Below are 15,547 nucleotides of genomic sequence, written 5' to 3' on the forward strand. Positions count from 1 at the left end.
TCCATGCACGCACTTGTCTCCATTCACGACGCCGTCTTCCGCCAGGTGGAAAGGGGCGGCAACTGGCTGCTGCCGCTGGCGGCACGCTTTGTCTTTGCCTCCACCCTGCTGCTCTATTTCTGGAACTCAGGCCTGACCAAGCTGGGCGACGGCATCCTCGGCCTGTTCAGCCCCTCGATCGGCGCCTACAGCCAGATCTTCCCGAAACAGCTTGAGGCGGTGGGCTATGACGTTTCCCAGTTCGGATTGTTTCAGAAGCTGGTAGTGCTGGCCGGCACCTACGCCGAGTTCATCCTGCCGCTGCTGATCGTGATTGGCCTGCTGACCCGTCTCGCCTCGCTGGGCATGATCGGCTTCGTCATCGTGCAGTCGCTGACCGACATCTACGGGCACGGCGCAACCGACGATAAAACCCTTGGCGCGCTGTTCGACCGCTTCCCCGACGCGGTGATCCTGGACCAGCGGCTGTTCTGGGTCTTCCTGCTGGCGGTTCTGGTGGTCAAGGGCGCAGGCGCCCTGTCTGTGGACGCCCTGCTGCGCAGCCGGATGGAACCGGCCATCGCCTGACGCCACCAAGGCTAGAAAACAAGAAAAGGCGCCCTGCCCCCGGCAGCGGCGCCTTTGTCATGTGGATTTATGATGGGTCAGAAATGCGCCTTGGGCTCATCCGGCTTACCCGCTGCCAGCGCCATCAGACCGCCCACCGCGGCAAAGCTGAGCGGGAAGATGGTAAAGACGTTGAGGCCAAAGCCCGCATACATCCCCGCCGCCGACCCCAGCAGCAGTATGCCGCCCCACAGGGCCCGCGCCCGTGCCATCGCACCGCCGGCAATCGCCAGCAGCGGCGACAGCACCGCCAGCAGCCGCAGCTTCTCCACGTTCTCAACCTGTTCGGCCAGCCCCTCAACCTCGCCGAAATGCTCCACCGCAGCGGTGTAGCCGTAGCCGAAGAACCCCACCACCATGCCGAAAATCCCGGCGATGATCCCCAGAACAAGGGCTGCATTACGCATCAATTCTCTCCCAGAAACTGCGGTAACGACATATGCGCCGCCTCAAGCCGCGCCAAGGGCCGCCTTGGTGTTCTGATCCCAACCCAGGAATAATTCCCCGTCACGCTCGATCAGCGGCCGCTTCATCAAGGCCGGGTGCGCCCGCAGAAGATCCAGCGGTGCCCCGGCGCGCTCTTCCTCGCTCAGCCCCCTCCAGGTGGTCGACCGCGTGTTGACCAGCTTGTCGCCGAATTGCGCGTGGGCGGTCTCCAGCAATGCCCCCGGCATGCCATCCGCGCGGATATCGACCAGAACCGAATCCGGAAGCGCTTTCAACGCCTTGCGGCAGGTATCGCAGTTCTTGAGCCCGTAGATTTTCATGATGCCTTCATGCTCCCCACCCGGCATTCACACAATTTATGGTAGAATTCACCGGTTTCTCTTGATTTTCGTTCAGCCCGTGCAAAACTCTAGGTTGTTCGGCTTAACCATGTTCCCCGCAATCAGGGAACGGGCCGGATACCCCGGGGCATCCCGGGGCGACGTGCAAAGTAGAAGGAGACACGGGAAATGCCAAGCGGCACCGTGAAGTGGTTCAACACCACCAAAGGGTACGGGTTTATTGAACCCGATGAAGGCGGCAAGGATGTGTTCGTGCACATTTCAGCGGTGGAGCGGTCGGGCATGACCGGTCTCGCCGACAATATGAAAGTCGGCTATCAGCTGACCGAGGGCCGGGACGGCCGGCAAATGGCAGCCGAGATCAAGGCGATGTAAGGCTTCATGCCTGCGCTGCGCCCGGACTTTGACCGGGCGCAGGCACTGAGGGCGGCCTCAGCCCCGCCGCAGATACTCCACCATCACACAGGCCGGATCGCTGCCCCGCAGCACCGTTTCCCCGGCCTTGGCCCAGCCGTCTTCCTGAAACTCCGGAAAGAATGCGTCGGCATCCTCGATGGTCAGATCGACCTCGGTGACCAGCAGCCTGTCTGCCATCCCCAGCATCCCGCGATAGATCCCCTCGCCGCCGATGCCATAGACGCGCCGGTAGCCTTGGGCATAGGCTTCCTGCACCGCGGCTTCGATCGAGGGCAGCACGGTCTCTGCCGCCTGCGGGTTGGAGGACACCACCAGATTGAGCCGGTTCTTCAACGGCTTCACCGGCAGACTGTCCCAAGTGTTGCGGCCCATGATGATGGCACCGCCCAGGGTCTCGCGCTGAAACGCCTTCAAATCCTCGGGCGCAAACCAGGGGATATCATTGTCCTTGCCGATGGCGCCGTTGCGCGCCCGCGCAGCGATCAGGGTAATCATGCCTGTTGTCCTTGTTCCTTAGACCGCCACCGGCGCCTTGATCACCGGATCGGGGTCATAATTCAGGATCTCGAAATCCTCGAAGGTGAAGTCGAAAATCGAGTTCACCTGACGCTTGATCCGCAACTGCGGCAGCGGCTTGGGGCTGCGCGACAGCTGCAGCTGCACCTGCTCCACATGGTTCGAATAGATATGCGCATCGCCCATGGTGTGCACGAAATCCCCGGCCTCATAGCCGGTCACATGCGCCAGCATGGCCAGCAGCAGAGAATAAGACGCGATGTTGAACGGCACCCCCAGGAACATGTCGGCAGAGCGCTGATAGAGCTGCATGTGCATCTTGCCGCCCGCAACCCGCACCTGCCACAGCGTATGGCAGGGCGGCAGCGCCATCTCCGGCACATCCGCCGGGTTCCAGGCCGACACGATCAGGCGGCGGCTGTCCGGGCTTTTGCGGATCATCTCCACCAGATCCGCGATCTGATCGACACTGCCCGCACGGTAAAGCGGCTCATCCCCGATGGTGCCCTCTGCCAGCTCCAGCTTGGGAAAGCGGCGCCATTGGTGGCCGTAGACGGGGCCCAGGTCGCCGTTCTCATCGGCCCATTCGTCCCAGATCGACACGCCGTTTTCCTTCAGGTAGCGGATGTTGGTGTCGCCGGACAGGAACCACAGCAGCTCGTGAATGATGGAGCGCAGATGCAGTTTCTTGGTGGTTACCAGCGGGAACCCCTCCGCCAGGGAATAGCGCGCCTGCATCCCGAAACAGGACAGCGTGCCGGTGCCGGTGCGGTCGTCCGACGTCACCCCGTGATCCAGTATGAACTGCAGCTGATCGTGATACTGTTGCATGGCCTGCTCCCTGCCCTCTGGCGCTGGCCCGGTCTTACCGTCCGGGCCCGGCGGGGCCAAGCGGGAATCCCTTGAGCCCTGCCCCTTGGGTCATACTACATCTGGCCCGGCCGGAATCAAAAGCCGCAAAATGAGCACAGGATCGTGACGGCAGCCCCCACTTTGCCGCTTTTCCTTCCATTCAGCGCGGGCAATACTGCGGGCAAAACCAATCAGGGGAAACCATCATGCCGCTCACCTATTTGCACACCATGGTCCGGGTAAAGGATCTGGAAAAATCCATGGCCTTCTTTGAACTCCTCGGCCTCAAGGAAACCCGCCGCTGGGACAATGAACAGGGCCGCTTTACCCTGGTCTTCATGGCGCCTCCCGGCCAGGAGGATGCCCCGGTCGAGCTGACATACAACTGGGACGGCGACGACGGGCTGCCCAGCGACAGCCGCCATTTCGGCCATCTCGCCTATGGGGTGGATGACATCTATGCCACCTGCCAGCATCTGATGGACAACGGCGTCACCATCAACCGCCCGCCGCGCGACGGGCATATGGCCTTTGTGCGATCGCCCGACAATATTTCCATTGAACTGCTGCAGAACGGCACCTCCCTGCCCCCGGCTGAGCCCTGGGCCAGCATGGAGAACACCGGCCACTGGTAAGGCTGATCACCGGCCCGGTCCAGCCCCTGGCAGGTCTGTTCTTGGGCGGTCTGCTCGCGGGCATGTCTGTTCGCGGGCAGGACCGGCCGCTGTCCGGCTGCCCCCGTATCTCTCGCGGGTTGCGGGGCAAACGCCAAGGCAGGCTTAGCAGCATGGCCGGAAACGGCTGCAGCCGCCGCGAACAATCAGCCGGAACCCGTCAGCACCACCACGCCAAAAACCGGCGCAGCCCTGCCGGGGCTGTCCGTGCAAAGAACGCCTGTACTGCGGCCCGGAATAGCCGGGCGGAAAGGGCGGCCGCTTCTGCAGCCTCTGCCGTGGCCTACGCGAGACCCGGCGCCTTACCCTTCAATCCAATCAGAGCACGGTTTCCCCTCATGCCCTGTCAGCGGCCTGCCGGTGTTCCCCGGCTGCGCGGCCAATTGCCTGCTGGTGTGTTTTGCCGGCAGGCCCTTAATAGATGTAACGGATCTGGTCCGACCAGTAGCGCTCCATGCGTTTCAGAGAGGCGGTAATATCCTCGATCCCTTCGGAGGAGATCACGTTCTTGCCTTCCAGCCCTTCGGCATGGCGGGAAAACAGCGCCGAAACGATATCGCGGATCTCGCGGCCGCGCTGGGTCAGGCGCACCCGCACGGACCGGCGGTCAATCTCGCAGCGCTGATGATGCATATAGCCCATCTCGACCAGTTTCTTGAGGTTGTAGCTGACATTGCTGCCCTGATAGTAGCCGCGGGTTTTCAATTCCCCTGCGGTCACCTCGTTGTCGCCGATATTGAACAGCAGCAGCGCTTGAACCGCATTGATTTCCAATACACCAACGCGTTCGAACTCGTCCTTGATGACGTCCAGCAGCAGACGGTGAAGGCGCTCAAGCAGACCCAGCGCCTCCAGGTAGCCAGTCATGAAACCCTTGCGGTCCACCTGGCCAATTGGCAATTCCATACTCATTCGCATCTCCGACTCGAATTTGCTTCTGAGACAAGATGCCAACAATTCCCGAAAAATCGGTTAAGCCGGAATTTTATTATTTTTGGTGGGTTTGCGCTATGTCCGCAACCAGGTCGCGGAACCGCTCTTGCGGCTCCGCCTGACCGGTCACCCACTGGTACAGATCCTGGTCATTTTCCAGCAGCAGCTGGTCATAAAGATCCAGCTGCGCCGCGTCCATTTGCTCCAGGCTGGCCGCCGCATAGGCCGACAGCAGGATATCCATTTCCTTGATACCCCGGCGCATCGAACGCATCTGCAGCCGCTTCAGGCGGGTGGCACGGTCTTCCTGCATCATCCGGCCTCAGACGCTTTCTGCGGCCGGAGCGTCATTCACCTGCAGCACGGTGCGCAGTTTCTTTTCCAGCCGGGCAGCACGCTCGGCGTTCTGGCGCATTTCACTGCGCAGAGAGCGCAATTCATTCAGAATACTGGTGAAATCCCCGGCTTCCAGCTCCAGCGGCGCGGGTTCCGACATGCCCTCACCCTCGCCGGTCAGCAGCCAGGACATCGACACGTTCAGCACGCCGGCCAGCATCGTCAGCTTGTTGGCGCGCGGCTCCGACAGGTCCCGCTCCCAGGCGCTCAGGGTGGACTTCTTGACACCCAGACGCCGCGCCAGCTGGCCCTGGGTCATCCCGGCCGCTTCGCGCGCCGCAGCCACGCGGTCGCCAAAAGTTGCAGCGTCGGGGCCGTACCAGTCTGTGGTCTGCTCAGTCATTGTTGGTTCTCCTACTCAAAACGCCAATGCAGCTTGATCGCTGTTTGGCCGCACCCTATGACAGTTCTGCAAAACATACAAACCGGGGCACAGCTTATGTCTTTCCTGTCGGAGACCCTCTCACGCGTAAAACCGTCACCCACCATTGCAATGACCGCCAAGGCGGCAGAGCTGAAGGCGGCGGGACGTGACGTCATCGGACTCAGCGCCGGTGAGCCTGACTTCGACACGCCGCAGAACATCAAGGACGCGGCCGTCGCTGCCATTGCTGCGGGCAAGACCAAATACACCGCCCCCGACGGCATCCCTGAGCTGAAGCAGGCGGTCTGCGCCAAGATGAAACGCGACCACGGGCTGGACTACACGCCTTCACAGGTCTCCGTCGGAACCGGGGGCAAGCAGACGCTGTACAACGCCCTGATGGCCACCCTGAACGAAGGCGACGAGGTTGTGATCCCCGCCCCTTACTGGGTTTCCTATCCTGACATGGTGCTGCTGGCCGGCGGCATCCCAGTGGTTGCAGAAACCTCGCTGCAGACCAGCTTCAAGCTGACCGCGGATCAGCTGGAAGCGGCGATCACTCCCAAGACCAAATGGTTCATCTTCAACTCGCCTTCCAACCCCACGGGCGCAGGCTACAGCCGGGCAGAGTTGAAAGAGCTGACCGACGTGCTGATGCGCCACCCCCACGTTTGGGTGATGACCGACGACATGTACGAACACCTCGCCTATGACGGGTTCGAATTCTGCACCCCGGCGCAGGTGGAGCCCGGCCTGTATGACCGCACCCTCACCTGCAACGGGGTTTCCAAGGCCTATGCGATGACCGGCTGGCGCATCGGCTATGCCGCAGGTCCGGAGACGCTGATCGCCGCCATGCGCAAGGTACAGTCGCAGTCCACCTCCAACCCCTGCTCTGTCAGCCAATGGGCCGCGGTGGAGGCCTTGAACGGCACCCAGGATTTCCTGGCGCCCAACAATGAGAAATTCGTGCGCCGCCGCGACCTGGTGGTCTCCATGCTGTCGGAAATCGACGGCATCACCTGCCCGGTGCCGGAGGGCGCGTTTTACGTCTATCCCTCAATCGCAGGGCTGATCGGCAAGACCACGCCTGCGGGAAAGGTGATTGAAACGGATGAGGATTTCGCCACCGCCCTGCTGGAAGAGGCAGACGTCGCGGTGGTGTTCGGTGCCGCCTTCGGCCTGTCGCCGAACTTCCGCGTGAGCTACGCTACCTCGGATGAAGCGCTGGAAGAGGCCTGCCGCCGCATCCAATCCTTCTGCGCCGCGCTGACCTGACAGGAGGCATGAGCATGAGCGCCGATCTGCCGGAGTATTATTTCCGCGTCCGTGAGAACGGCGCTTTTGTCTTCCGGGTCGATACCGAGAACCGCAACCGGCGGATCGAGATGGACCAGATCGCCGTTGTGAACATCCGCAACGGCGAGATCAAGCCGCACGGTCAGCGCCAGCTGAGCGAACACGACCTGGCAGAGATCAAATCCTGGATGGAAGCCCGCGCCGACGTCCTGGCGGCCCGCGATGTTGACGACATCCACCGCGCCATCGACCATCTGAACCTGACCGCCCATTGGGTCAACAGCCGCGCAACCGATGCGCAGCTGGAGGAGGTCACCGATGCGCTGCTGCTGGCCATGCACGACCTGCGCAACGTGCTGGTGCGCAAGAAGGCCGACCGGCTGATGAAGGAGCGCGGCGGGGAATAGGACCGCACCGCCGGCTCAGCCGCAATACAGCGACCTGACAGAATAAGACCGGAACCCGGTTGGCACCTGCGGCAGGCCCGGCCATGCCCTATGCGGCAGGTGCCTCGGCAGGTTCGGGTTTCCCAGCACAAACAGGCTGCGCTGCCACCGCGCGTCTGGCGTGCCCGGCTCCACCCCTGTCAGCCGCAGCCGCCATCTCAGATGCAACCCAGCCCTTGCCTGCGCATCACCGCCCAGGCCGAAACCGCGGCGGCCCTCCTGCGCAGCCCGCCGCGGCATTGCCCCCTCCAGGCTCGCAACCTGACAGACAAACTGGCCGGTAACTTCTGCCCGCAGACCGCCGCGCGGCAGCGCCCGCGCCAGCGTCACCCGGTGGCCGGCTTTGATCCCTGTGCCGCGGACTTCAAACGTCAGCGGCTCAGACAATTCAAAAATCTCGGTGGCCGGCCCGAACAAACGCGCCTCCCCCTGCCAGCCGGCACCGCCGGCGAAACGCAGCGCATAGCGCCCGGGCGGCACCAGAACCTTGAAGAATTCCCCGCCGCGGATATAGGCCGCCAGCGCATCACCCTTGCTGCCGGACAGCACCAGGTAATAGTCGCCTCCATCGGGTGTCCTGACCTGCAGGGGAAAGACCGCAGGCAGCCCGCTGCGGTTCCACATCAGCCCCGCCGGCGGGCGTTCAGGCGTGTCCCCCGCCGCCCCGGCCGCACTGGCACAGGGCAGCAGGCACAGCATCAGCGCCAGCACGGCGGTCAGCCGCCCGCCGGACCGTGGACCTGCACCTCTGTGTGGCATGCCAAGTCTCCTCTCCGACGCTTTGCCGGAATGAAGGCAAACCTAGCATAAATGCGGCAGGGCCGCAGATACCGCCCCTCCCGGAACCTCAGGACGCCTTGGCGCCTGCCGCCTCCTTCATCGCGTCCACGCCCTTTTTCCACAGGTTGCCCTGCCACAGTTCCTCCAGCCCGGTTTCGCCGCTGGCGCCCTTGGTGGTCAGGTAGTCATAATAGGACGTCGGCTTGTGCCCGGTGATGTTATAGAAATCCGGGCTGCAGCGGGTGTAGAAACCGTTGGTCAGATACTCGAAGAACTCCGCCCGGGTGGCGCCGAAGTCGGCCTCGAACTGTTCCATGGACTGCGGGCGGTATTCGATCTCCCGGCCCATCGCACGGCCCAGGTCGGCGGCAATTTCCGCCATCGACTGCGGTGCCGGGCCGGTGATGTCATAGAACTTGTTGCCATGGCGCTCAGGTCCCTCGGCCAGAACCACTGCCGCCGCCTCGGCAATATCGCGGGTGGCAACAAAGGAGTTGCGCATGCCCCCCAGCGGGTTGGAAAACCAGCCCTCGCTCTCAATTGTTTCGCAGTCGGTCTTCAGCAGGTGGTTCATGAAGAAGTTGTTGCGCAGCGCGGTCACGGTCAGCCCGGCGTCAATCAGCGCCTTCTCCCCCCACCAGTAGTGCTGAAGCATCAAGGGGATGCCCGCACCGGCGCGCGACGCATGGGTGTCCGCATCATAATCGGCGGTATTGGTGTCAGCCCCCATGCAGCTCACGCGCACCACATGCCTGATCTGTCCCTTGCGCGCCCCCAGCGCCTTGCAGAAGTCCAGATGCCCCTCCAGCATCGGGTCCAGCGAGGCGGAGTAGACCGCCGAAACGCCCTCCAACGCAGCCTCCCAGGTGGCCGGGTCCGACAGGTCGAATTTCACGGCTTCATCAGCTCCCAGCGCCTTCAGCTGTTCCGCCTTGGCCTCGCTGAAGTAGCAGGCTCGCACGGTGAACTGTTGCCCTTGCGCCAGACGCGCCACCAGCTCGCGGCCGATGCGGCCGGTGGCCGAGGTGATAAGAATGATCGGTTTGGACATGGCTGAGCCTCCTGACGGCGCAGGCCGCTGCCCGGCGCACGCGGTTTCAAATCTGCGCAGACCCTACAGGCAAGCCGCCATCTGCAGCCCCCGAAACCCGACGGGAAATGCACGGCTTCCGCCACCCTGCCAGACATGCAAAAAGGCCCCGCAATCCGCGGGGCCTTTCCTGCGCTGTGCCGTCACCTGCGCGGCTGGAAGGGACTATGCGCCTCCCCCCGAAAGGCAAGAGGGGTGCAGCAAGACGGCGCACCAGCGGCTTTGGCCGCAATCAGCCTGCCTGGGTCAGAACACCCGCCTCGATTGCCGCGCTCACCTCTGCCGCATCGGCCTCGCCATCCTCATTGGCATCAATGGTGGCAAAGGTTTCCGCGGTCAGCTCCGGGAACGCCAGCTGAAGCTCTTCCAGCGAGAAAGTACCGTTGCCATCAGCGTCCAGCTCTGCAGCCAGGTCCTTTGCAGCCAGCGGCGACGCGGTCAGAGCAGCAACAGCGGCAGCGGTCAGGGCAAACTTTTTCATGTGAGACACTCCAGTCATCATTTGGTTTGTTGCAGCCCGCGGTGTGTCCCGCGAGCCGTGGCAAACAGCTATGACGCGCCCTGATGCGGTACCATCCCCCAACCGCAGCCGACTGGAAACCCGGCGCAACGGCGCCGCTTTTCCCGTTTCAAATAAGCAGGTTACCGCCCTGCCGGACGGACCGGCCTTTGTCCGCGCACGTCCGGCAGGCGTTCCTGCGGCTTTCCGCCCGCCCCGCGGAAAATGCACCGGTGCCGGGAACCAATCCGAAATTCCGTTTCCGTCAACCAGCCCCGGAAGCCCGAATCCTATTCCGCGATATCCTCGGCCCACAGCTCCGGCTTTTCGCGAATAAACCGCTCCATCAGCGCAATGCAGTCCGGATCATCGGCGATCACCACCTCGACACCCCTGGCGCGCAGGAAGTCCTCGTTGCCGCCAAAATTCTGCGTATCTCCGATCACCACCCGCGGGATGCCGAATTGCACGATGGTGCCGCTGCACATCATGCAAGGCGACAGCGAAGTATAAAGCACCGTGTCCCGGTAGCTCTTCTGCCGCCCCGCCTTGCGCAGCGCGTCCATTTCGCCGTGGGCAATCGGGTCGCCCCTCTGCACCCGCTGATTGCGCCCCTGCGCCACCACCTGGCCGCTGCGCGCCAGCACCGAACCAATCGGGCAGCCGCCCTCATCAAACCCCGCCTTGGCTTCCTCATAGGCGATGCGCAGCAGGCGCTTGTCGTCATCTGTCATCATCGTGAAACTGCCCTTTCCGGTTGTTGTTCGTGGTTCCGCCCAGCCTTCCAGCCCGCTTCCGGGCGGTCAAGACGCTACCGATGCGCCTTCGATCAGCGGCCGCAGCGGCTTCAGGCGCTCGGCAATGAAATCCGCCACTGCCCGCACCCGCGCCATCTGCCGCAGATCCTTGTGCACCAAGAGCCACAGATCCAGGTCCGGCTTGATCACCGCCCCCGGCAGCCGCTGCAGCCCGGTGTGGCTGTCGCCCAGGAAACACGGCAGCACTCCGACCCCCAGCCCCGCTTTCAGCAATTCTGCCATAGCCAGAATGCCGTTGGCCTGAATATGCGTGTCCGCGGTGCCCTCCAGCGCCCGGGCAGGCCCATAGTCCAATCCGATCCAATGATCCGGATCCGGCCTGGACTGCAGATAGGCAGGCGCCGCGTAGACGCACAGCGGGCTATGGGCAATGCGGCGGCCAAAGGCGGTTTCCGGCGGACTTGCGGTCAACCGCAGCGCCAGGTCGCTCTCCCGCCCGGCCAGGTTCACCAGCCGGTCAGACAGCAGCAGCCGCAGTACAATCTGCGGATAGAGCATCCGCAACTCCGGCAGCAGCGGCGCAATCAGCACCGTGGCCACCGCCTCCGGCAGCGCCAGGCTCACCGTTCCGCTGAGCTTGGCATCAATCGACAGCACCTGCCGCTCCAGAGCCCGGATGCTGCCCCGCGCCTCCAGCGCCTTGGGCAGAACCGTCCGCCCCGCCGGCGTCAGCTGGTGGCCCGCCGGGCTGCGTTCAAACAGCGTGGCCCCGATCCGCGCCTCCAGAGCCCGGATGCGCCGGGTGACCGTCACATGGGTCACGCCCAGCTGCTCCGCCGCGCTGCGGATGGTACCGCCTTCGGCCAGCGCCAGGAAAATGCGGAAATCGTCCCAATTTTCCATTGGTACTAATTTGTTCCAGAATGGTTCTTAATCGGTAGATATTCTAACGACTCCGTCCGCGATAGCAATTGGCCATCACAGCAACGGAGACACAGAAATGACCTACCAGCTCACCCTCAAATCCGCCGATGTTCCCGAAGTGATGACCGGCCGCCTCAGCCTTGGCATCCAGTATCAGGGCACGGAGGCCGCCAGCATCGACGTCACCTGGACCAGGGAACATTTCACCGCCCGCTTCAACGGCTTTGCGCCCCAGATGCCGGTCCCGGCGCATCCGCTGGCCTTTGCCAAAGGCGCAATGGAGGCGCTCAACGCTGCCAAGGCCGCCCCGGACGAGCCCGTCGCAAGCGTCTTTGGCCGCGGCCCGGTCAGTTTTGATGTGTGAGGAGATACGCATGAAATCCCTCGCTCTCGCAGCTACCCTCACCGCTGCAACGCCCGCACTGGCGGAGACCGGTCTGTTCCTCGCCTGGCCCGCGCAGCCCGCCTCACCGGTTCACCAATGGGAGGAGACCGCCGCCGCCGCCCTGCAGGACGCAGCTTGCAGGCTGCACCGCTCAGGCACCCTCTCCGCCAGCCTCGGGCCGCTGGACTGGCCGCAGATGGAGGGGTTCCGCCTCTACCGCTGCGCCCGCCCGGTACTGGCGTCACTTGCTGCCTCTGGCGCAACCGCAGCTTTGGCACATCACGGCCGGCTGCCGGTGATGGTTGAGGGCAGCCTCACCCTGCTTCCGGCAGACGCACCGGAGGCGGAGGCCGAATACATCGTGAAGCTCTCACACTACAATAACCTGGACGTCCCCCGGCGGACAGATGACCTCACCGCTCTCGGCAGCGCCATAGCAGAGCTGGAAAACGTCTGGCAGACAGAGGCTGTCCTGACCCCGGAAAAGGCCGTGGGCACCCTGCGCCCGGATGACATCACTTTTCTCTACTACGGGACTGACGCAGAGGCCGAGGCCTTCCGCACCGGCAATCCCGGCGTGTTGGAACAGGTGGGGCGCTTCAACAAGGCGCATCTCACGGCCTTCACTTATCTGGGGGCAACGGTCCTGTCCCAGCCGGTGAATTGAGCCAATCGGCGCCTGCCTCTCCATGGGGCAGGCGCATCTCTTAAGCGGCGGCGCCCACGGCCTTGATGGAACGGCGCCAGAACCGCAGCATCAGGAACAGCCCGGCGCAGGTCAGACCGGCAACCAGCCCCATCCAGACCCCCAGGCCTTCCCAGCCCAGCAGGAAGCCAAAGACATAAGAGGCCGGAATGCCCACCGCCCAATAGCTGAGCGCGGCAATCACCATCGGCACGCCGGTGTCCTGCACACCGCGCAGCAATCCCAGCGCCACGGCCTGCATGCCATCCATCAGCTGAAACAGCGCCGCCGCTGCCAGAAGACCGCCGCCGATCAGCAGAATCGCGTCCTTCTGCGGGTCTTCCGCATCCAGAAACAGCGACATCAGCGGGTCCGGGATGGTCAGGAACAAGGCAATTGCCACCGCCGACACCGCCAGCGACATCACCGTCACCGCCTTGCCGCCACGCGCCAGATGCTCGCGGTCGCCGCGGCCAAAGGCATTGCCAGCCCGGATGGTGGCGGCATTCGACAGCCCCAGGTGCACCATGAACGTCAGCCCGCCCAGCGAGATCGCGATCCCATGGGCCGCCAGCGGCACCGTGCCCAGCCAGCCCATCATCATGGCCGAGGCCGCAAACAGGCTGGCCTCCGCCAGCGTCGTCAGCCCGATGGGCGTGCCCATGCGGAGCACCTTGCCCAGCATCTCCCAGTCCGGCCGGTGGAAATTCTTAAGCAGCTCATGCTGCGGCAGCACCTTCAGCGCATAGGCCAGCACCAGCACAAAGGACACCCCATTGGTCACCAGTGAGGCGATCGCCGCCCCGGTGATCCCAAGCTCCGGCGCGCCCCAGTTGCCAAAGATCAGCGCATAGTTCACCAGCGCGTTGATCACTGCGGCAAAGACCGACAGCCACAGCACGATCTGGGTGCGCTCCAGCGCTGCCAGATAGGACTTTGCCACCATGTACAACAGCGCCGGAAACAGCGACCAGCCGGCAATCCGCAGGTACTCCGCCGCGTCATGCGCCACCTTTGCCTCCTGCCCCAGCGCCAGCAGGATCGCCTCCGACCACCACAACAGCGGCATCGCCGCCACGCCATAGGCCAGCGACAGCCACAGCCCCATGCGGGTCGAGCGGCGGATCTGCCGCTCCTCTCCCGCGCCGGCCGCTGCCGCCACCATCGGCATCACCGCAAAGGCAAATCCGGAGCCCAACAGGAAAATTGAGAAGAAATAGGACGAGCCCAGCGTCACCGCCGCCAGTTCATCAACCCCGTACCAGCCCAGCATGACCGTATCGGTCAGGCCGATGGCAAACTGCGCCACATGGCCGCCGATCAGCGGCAGCCCCAAAACGGCAATCGCCCGGACATGCCCGCGCAGGGGCATTGCGCTGTGTTTGGTCTCAGGGTGTTTGGTCGCTAACGTGCTCATCCTGCCAGCCTTAGGCCCCGCCGCACGCTCCGGCAAGGGAAGAGTTTCCTTGCCTGCGCACAGGCCCATGGTGGTATCCTGCACAAGCAACCCTTTGCAGGAGCCCCTTTGAATGACCGACGCCTTTACCCAGCTGATCCCCGGCGCCCGCGCCTTTCTGGCGGAGCTTGCGCAGAACAACAGCCGGGACTGGTTCACCGCGCATAAGGACCGGTACGAGGCGCAGCTGAAGTCCCCCGCGCTCCTCATGATGGATGAGGTGGCGCAGGCGATCTCCGCCCGAAGCGGCGCGCAAGTCACCGCCAAGCTGTTCCGGCCCCAGCGCGACGTGCGGTTTTCCAAGGACAAGACGCCCTACAATACCCATCTGCACATGATGTGGACCCTGAACGGCGCAGGCTGCGCGCTGTTCTTCGGCATCGCCCCGGATTACTGCACCGCAGGCGGCGGCATCATGGGCTTCAGCAAGCCGCAGCTGCCGCGCTGGCGGCAGGCCATCGACGGCGCTTTCGGCGATGAGACCGCGGCGTTGGTCGACATCCTCGCGCTCAAGGGGTTTGCCGCCAGAGACCCTGAACTGAAACGTGTTCCCGCCCCCTATGGCAAGGCCCATCCCCACGGCGCGCTGCTGCAGCGCAAGTCACTGACGCTCTGGCATGAAATGAGCGCGCGCGAGCAAGCCGCCCCGATGGCCGCGCTGATGTCGGCCTATCTGACTCTGGAGCCGATGTTTGCCCTGCTGGACAGTGCTTTGGCGGAATGAGGCCTACAGCGCCCGCAGCATGATCTGGCTGGCCAGCACCGCCACCACGGCGCCGGCAAGGATCTCCAGCAGCGCCGCAGCGCGCAAGGCACCAGTGCCTTCCATCTGCGCCAGCGCCCCCTTGCGCATCGTGACCGCCGCGATGGCCACAGCCACTGTCACCGTGGCGGTGCCGGCCCCCATGGCAAAGGCGCCGGCAATCCCGGCCCACAGCACCCCCATCCGCCAGGTCAGGAGCAGCAGGAATACCGCCCCGGTGCAGGGCCTGAGCGCCACCGCACCGATGATCGCCAGCGCATCGCGCAGCGAATGCACATTGGCCGCTTCTTCCACCGTCGGCCCGTGCCGGTGCCCGCAGGAGGCGCAAACGCCGTCATCGTGATCATGCGCATGATCGTGATGATGATCATGGTGATGGTGATGGTGATGGTGCCCGGCAGGACCAGTGGCCGGAACGGTGCGGCTGCCCATCAGCCGCCGCAGCCCCCGCACCAGCAGCCACAGCCCGACCAGCGCAATCAGCCCGTAGGACAGCGGCGCCAGAACATCCTCCGCCGCGCGGGTCAGCTGCTCGCGCCCCCAGTCCAGCAGCAGCAGCCCGCCGGCTACCAGCACCACCGCCGTCGCCGCCTGCGCCAGCGAGGACGCCAGCGCCAGACCCGCCAGCCGAACCAGCGGCACCGGTTTGCCCATGCCATAGCCGCCAATGACCAGCTTGCCATGGCCCGGTCCGGCGGCATGAAAGAACCCGTAGGCAAAGCACAAGCTGAGCAGCGCCATCAGCGCCCCCGGTTCCCCGGCACGCAAGGCCCTGAGCCCCCGCGCCATCGCGTTCTGCGCCTCTCGCTGGCCCTCGGCAGCCCAAAGGGACACCATCCCGGATCCGCCAAATCCCCAGAGCCAGACGGCCAATGATGCCACGCCCAGCGCCGCAATTGTTAAGAAAATCTTCACC

Annotated in this window: 22 protein-coding genes; 8 read left to right on the plus strand and 14 right to left on the minus strand. The window is 64.1% G+C overall.

Annotated elements, in window-relative coordinates:
- The first annotated feature begins 3 nt into the window (after positions 1-3).
- On the plus strand, positions 4-567 hold the full coding sequence (locus K3725_RS10810; RefSeq protein WP_260015351.1) for a DoxX family protein: 564 nt from the start codon (positions 4-6) through the stop codon (positions 565-567).
- 77 nt (positions 568-644) lie between these two features.
- On the opposite strand, the gene K3725_RS10815 is transcribed toward K3725_RS10810, so the two are convergent.
- Entirely contained in the window at positions 645-1,013 is a 369-nt protein-coding gene (locus K3725_RS10815; protein ID WP_019295615.1) for a hypothetical protein, read from the minus strand.
- A 42-nt stretch (positions 1,014-1,055) separates the two neighbouring features.
- Positions 1,056-1,373, minus strand: coding sequence for an arsenate reductase family protein (locus K3725_RS10820; RefSeq protein WP_260015352.1), 318 nt, complete (start codon positions 1,371-1,373; stop codon positions 1,056-1,058).
- Positions 1,374-1,562: 189 nt separating this feature from the next.
- Here K3725_RS10820 and K3725_RS10825 point away from each other — a divergent pair, with 189 nt between their 5' ends.
- The gene (locus tag K3725_RS10825; RefSeq protein ID WP_260015353.1) at positions 1,563-1,769 is read left to right on the plus strand and encodes a cold-shock protein; all 207 of its coding nucleotides are present in this window, start codon (positions 1,563-1,565) and stop codon (positions 1,767-1,769) included.
- 57 nt (positions 1,770-1,826) lie between these two features.
- On the opposite strand, the gene K3725_RS10830 is transcribed toward K3725_RS10825, so the two are convergent.
- Both K3725_RS10830 and K3725_RS10835 read right to left on the minus strand, forming a co-directional pair.
- A complete protein-coding gene (locus K3725_RS10830) occupies positions 1,827-2,306 on the minus strand; it encodes a dihydrofolate reductase (RefSeq protein ID WP_260015354.1) in 480 nt (159 codons plus the stop codon).
- Positions 2,307-2,324: 18 nt separating this feature from the next.
- Entirely contained in the window at positions 2,325-3,158 is an 834-nt protein-coding gene (locus tag K3725_RS10835; RefSeq protein ID WP_260015355.1) for a thymidylate synthase, read from the minus strand.
- Between the two features lie 227 nt (positions 3,159-3,385).
- Here K3725_RS10835 and K3725_RS10840 point away from each other — a divergent pair, with 227 nt between their 5' ends.
- The gene (locus K3725_RS10840; RefSeq protein ID WP_260015356.1) at positions 3,386-3,814 is read left to right on the plus strand and encodes a VOC family protein; all 429 of its coding nucleotides are present in this window, start codon (positions 3,386-3,388) and stop codon (positions 3,812-3,814) included.
- A gap of 453 nt (positions 3,815-4,267) precedes the next feature.
- Here K3725_RS10840 and K3725_RS10845 read toward each other — a convergent pair whose 3' ends face one another.
- The 3 genes from K3725_RS10845 to K3725_RS10855 all read right to left on the minus strand — a co-directional run bounded on the left by K3725_RS10845 (position 4,268) and on the right by K3725_RS10855 (position 5,525).
- Entirely contained in the window at positions 4,268-4,765 is a 498-nt protein-coding gene (locus tag K3725_RS10845) for a MarR family winged helix-turn-helix transcriptional regulator (protein WP_039186275.1), read from the minus strand.
- A gap of 76 nt (positions 4,766-4,841) precedes the next feature.
- Entirely contained in the window at positions 4,842-5,099 is a 258-nt protein-coding gene (locus K3725_RS10850; RefSeq protein WP_260018599.1) for a succinate dehydrogenase assembly factor 2, read from the minus strand.
- Positions 5,100-5,108: 9 nt separating this feature from the next.
- The gene (locus tag K3725_RS10855; protein WP_260015357.1) at positions 5,109-5,525 is read right to left on the minus strand and encodes a helix-turn-helix domain-containing protein; all 417 of its coding nucleotides are present in this window, start codon (positions 5,523-5,525) and stop codon (positions 5,109-5,111) included.
- Between the two features lie 96 nt (positions 5,526-5,621).
- On the opposite strand from K3725_RS10855, the gene K3725_RS10860 reads away from it, so the two are divergent.
- Together K3725_RS10860 and K3725_RS10865 are read left to right on the plus strand one after the other, a co-directional pair.
- On the plus strand, positions 5,622-6,824 hold the full coding sequence (locus K3725_RS10860; RefSeq protein WP_260015358.1) for a pyridoxal phosphate-dependent aminotransferase: 1,203 nt from the start codon (positions 5,622-5,624) through the stop codon (positions 6,822-6,824).
- A gap of 14 nt (positions 6,825-6,838) precedes the next feature.
- The gene (locus tag K3725_RS10865; RefSeq protein WP_260015359.1) at positions 6,839-7,252 is read left to right on the plus strand and encodes a hypothetical protein; all 414 of its coding nucleotides are present in this window, start codon (positions 6,839-6,841) and stop codon (positions 7,250-7,252) included.
- Positions 7,253-7,267: 15 nt separating this feature from the next.
- Here K3725_RS10865 and K3725_RS10870 read toward each other — a convergent pair whose 3' ends face one another.
- The 5 genes from K3725_RS10870 to K3725_RS10890 all read right to left on the minus strand — a co-directional run bounded on the left by K3725_RS10870 (position 7,268) and on the right by K3725_RS10890 (position 11,321).
- Entirely contained in the window at positions 7,268-8,050 is a 783-nt protein-coding gene (locus tag K3725_RS10870; RefSeq protein ID WP_260015360.1) for a hypothetical protein, read from the minus strand.
- 88 nt (positions 8,051-8,138) lie between these two features.
- Positions 8,139-9,122, minus strand: a complete 984-nt coding sequence (locus tag K3725_RS10875; RefSeq protein ID WP_260015361.1) for an NAD(P)H-binding protein — start codon at positions 9,120-9,122, stop codon at positions 8,139-8,141.
- A gap of 271 nt (positions 9,123-9,393) precedes the next feature.
- Positions 9,394-9,642 carry an EF-hand domain-containing protein gene (locus K3725_RS10880; RefSeq protein WP_260015362.1) on the minus strand — a complete coding sequence of 83 codons (249 nt, stop codon included), beginning with the start codon at positions 9,640-9,642 and terminating at the stop codon, positions 9,394-9,396.
- 308 nt (positions 9,643-9,950) lie between these two features.
- Positions 9,951-10,397 (minus strand): nucleoside deaminase, encoded by a 447-nt coding sequence (locus tag K3725_RS10885; RefSeq protein WP_260015363.1) that lies wholly within the window; start codon positions 10,395-10,397, stop codon positions 9,951-9,953.
- A 66-nt stretch (positions 10,398-10,463) separates the two neighbouring features.
- The gene (locus tag K3725_RS10890) at positions 10,464-11,321 is read right to left on the minus strand and encodes a LysR family transcriptional regulator (RefSeq protein WP_260015364.1); all 858 of its coding nucleotides are present in this window, start codon (positions 11,319-11,321) and stop codon (positions 10,464-10,466) included.
- 97 nt (positions 11,322-11,418) lie between these two features.
- Between K3725_RS10890 and K3725_RS10895 the strand changes: the two genes are divergently transcribed.
- A complete protein-coding gene (locus K3725_RS10895; RefSeq protein ID WP_260015365.1) occupies positions 11,419-11,706 on the plus strand; it encodes a hypothetical protein in 288 nt (95 codons plus the stop codon).
- Positions 11,707-11,716: 10 nt separating this feature from the next.
- Positions 11,717-12,394, plus strand: coding sequence for a hypothetical protein (locus K3725_RS10900; RefSeq protein ID WP_260015366.1), 678 nt, complete (start codon positions 11,717-11,719; stop codon positions 12,392-12,394).
- 40 nt (positions 12,395-12,434) lie between these two features.
- Here the strand turns inward: K3725_RS10900 and K3725_RS10905 are convergent, their stop codons facing one another.
- Positions 12,435-13,829, minus strand: a complete 1,395-nt coding sequence (locus K3725_RS10905; RefSeq protein WP_260015367.1) for an MATE family efflux transporter — start codon at positions 13,827-13,829, stop codon at positions 12,435-12,437.
- Positions 13,830-13,941: 112 nt separating this feature from the next.
- On the opposite strand from K3725_RS10905, the gene K3725_RS10910 reads away from it, so the two are divergent.
- A complete protein-coding gene (locus K3725_RS10910) occupies positions 13,942-14,592 on the plus strand; it encodes a TIGR02453 family protein (RefSeq protein WP_260015368.1) in 651 nt (216 codons plus the stop codon).
- A gap of 3 nt (positions 14,593-14,595) precedes the next feature.
- Here the strand turns inward: K3725_RS10910 and K3725_RS10915 are convergent, their stop codons facing one another.
- Complete coding sequence (locus K3725_RS10915; protein WP_260015369.1) at positions 14,596-15,546, minus strand: nickel/cobalt transporter; 951 nt, start codon at positions 15,544-15,546, stop codon at positions 14,596-14,598.
- Position 15,547 lies beyond the last annotated feature (1 nt).

This window comes from Leisingera sp. S132, assembly GCF_025144465.1.
Classification (GTDB): domain Bacteria; phylum Pseudomonadota; class Alphaproteobacteria; order Rhodobacterales; family Rhodobacteraceae; genus Leisingera.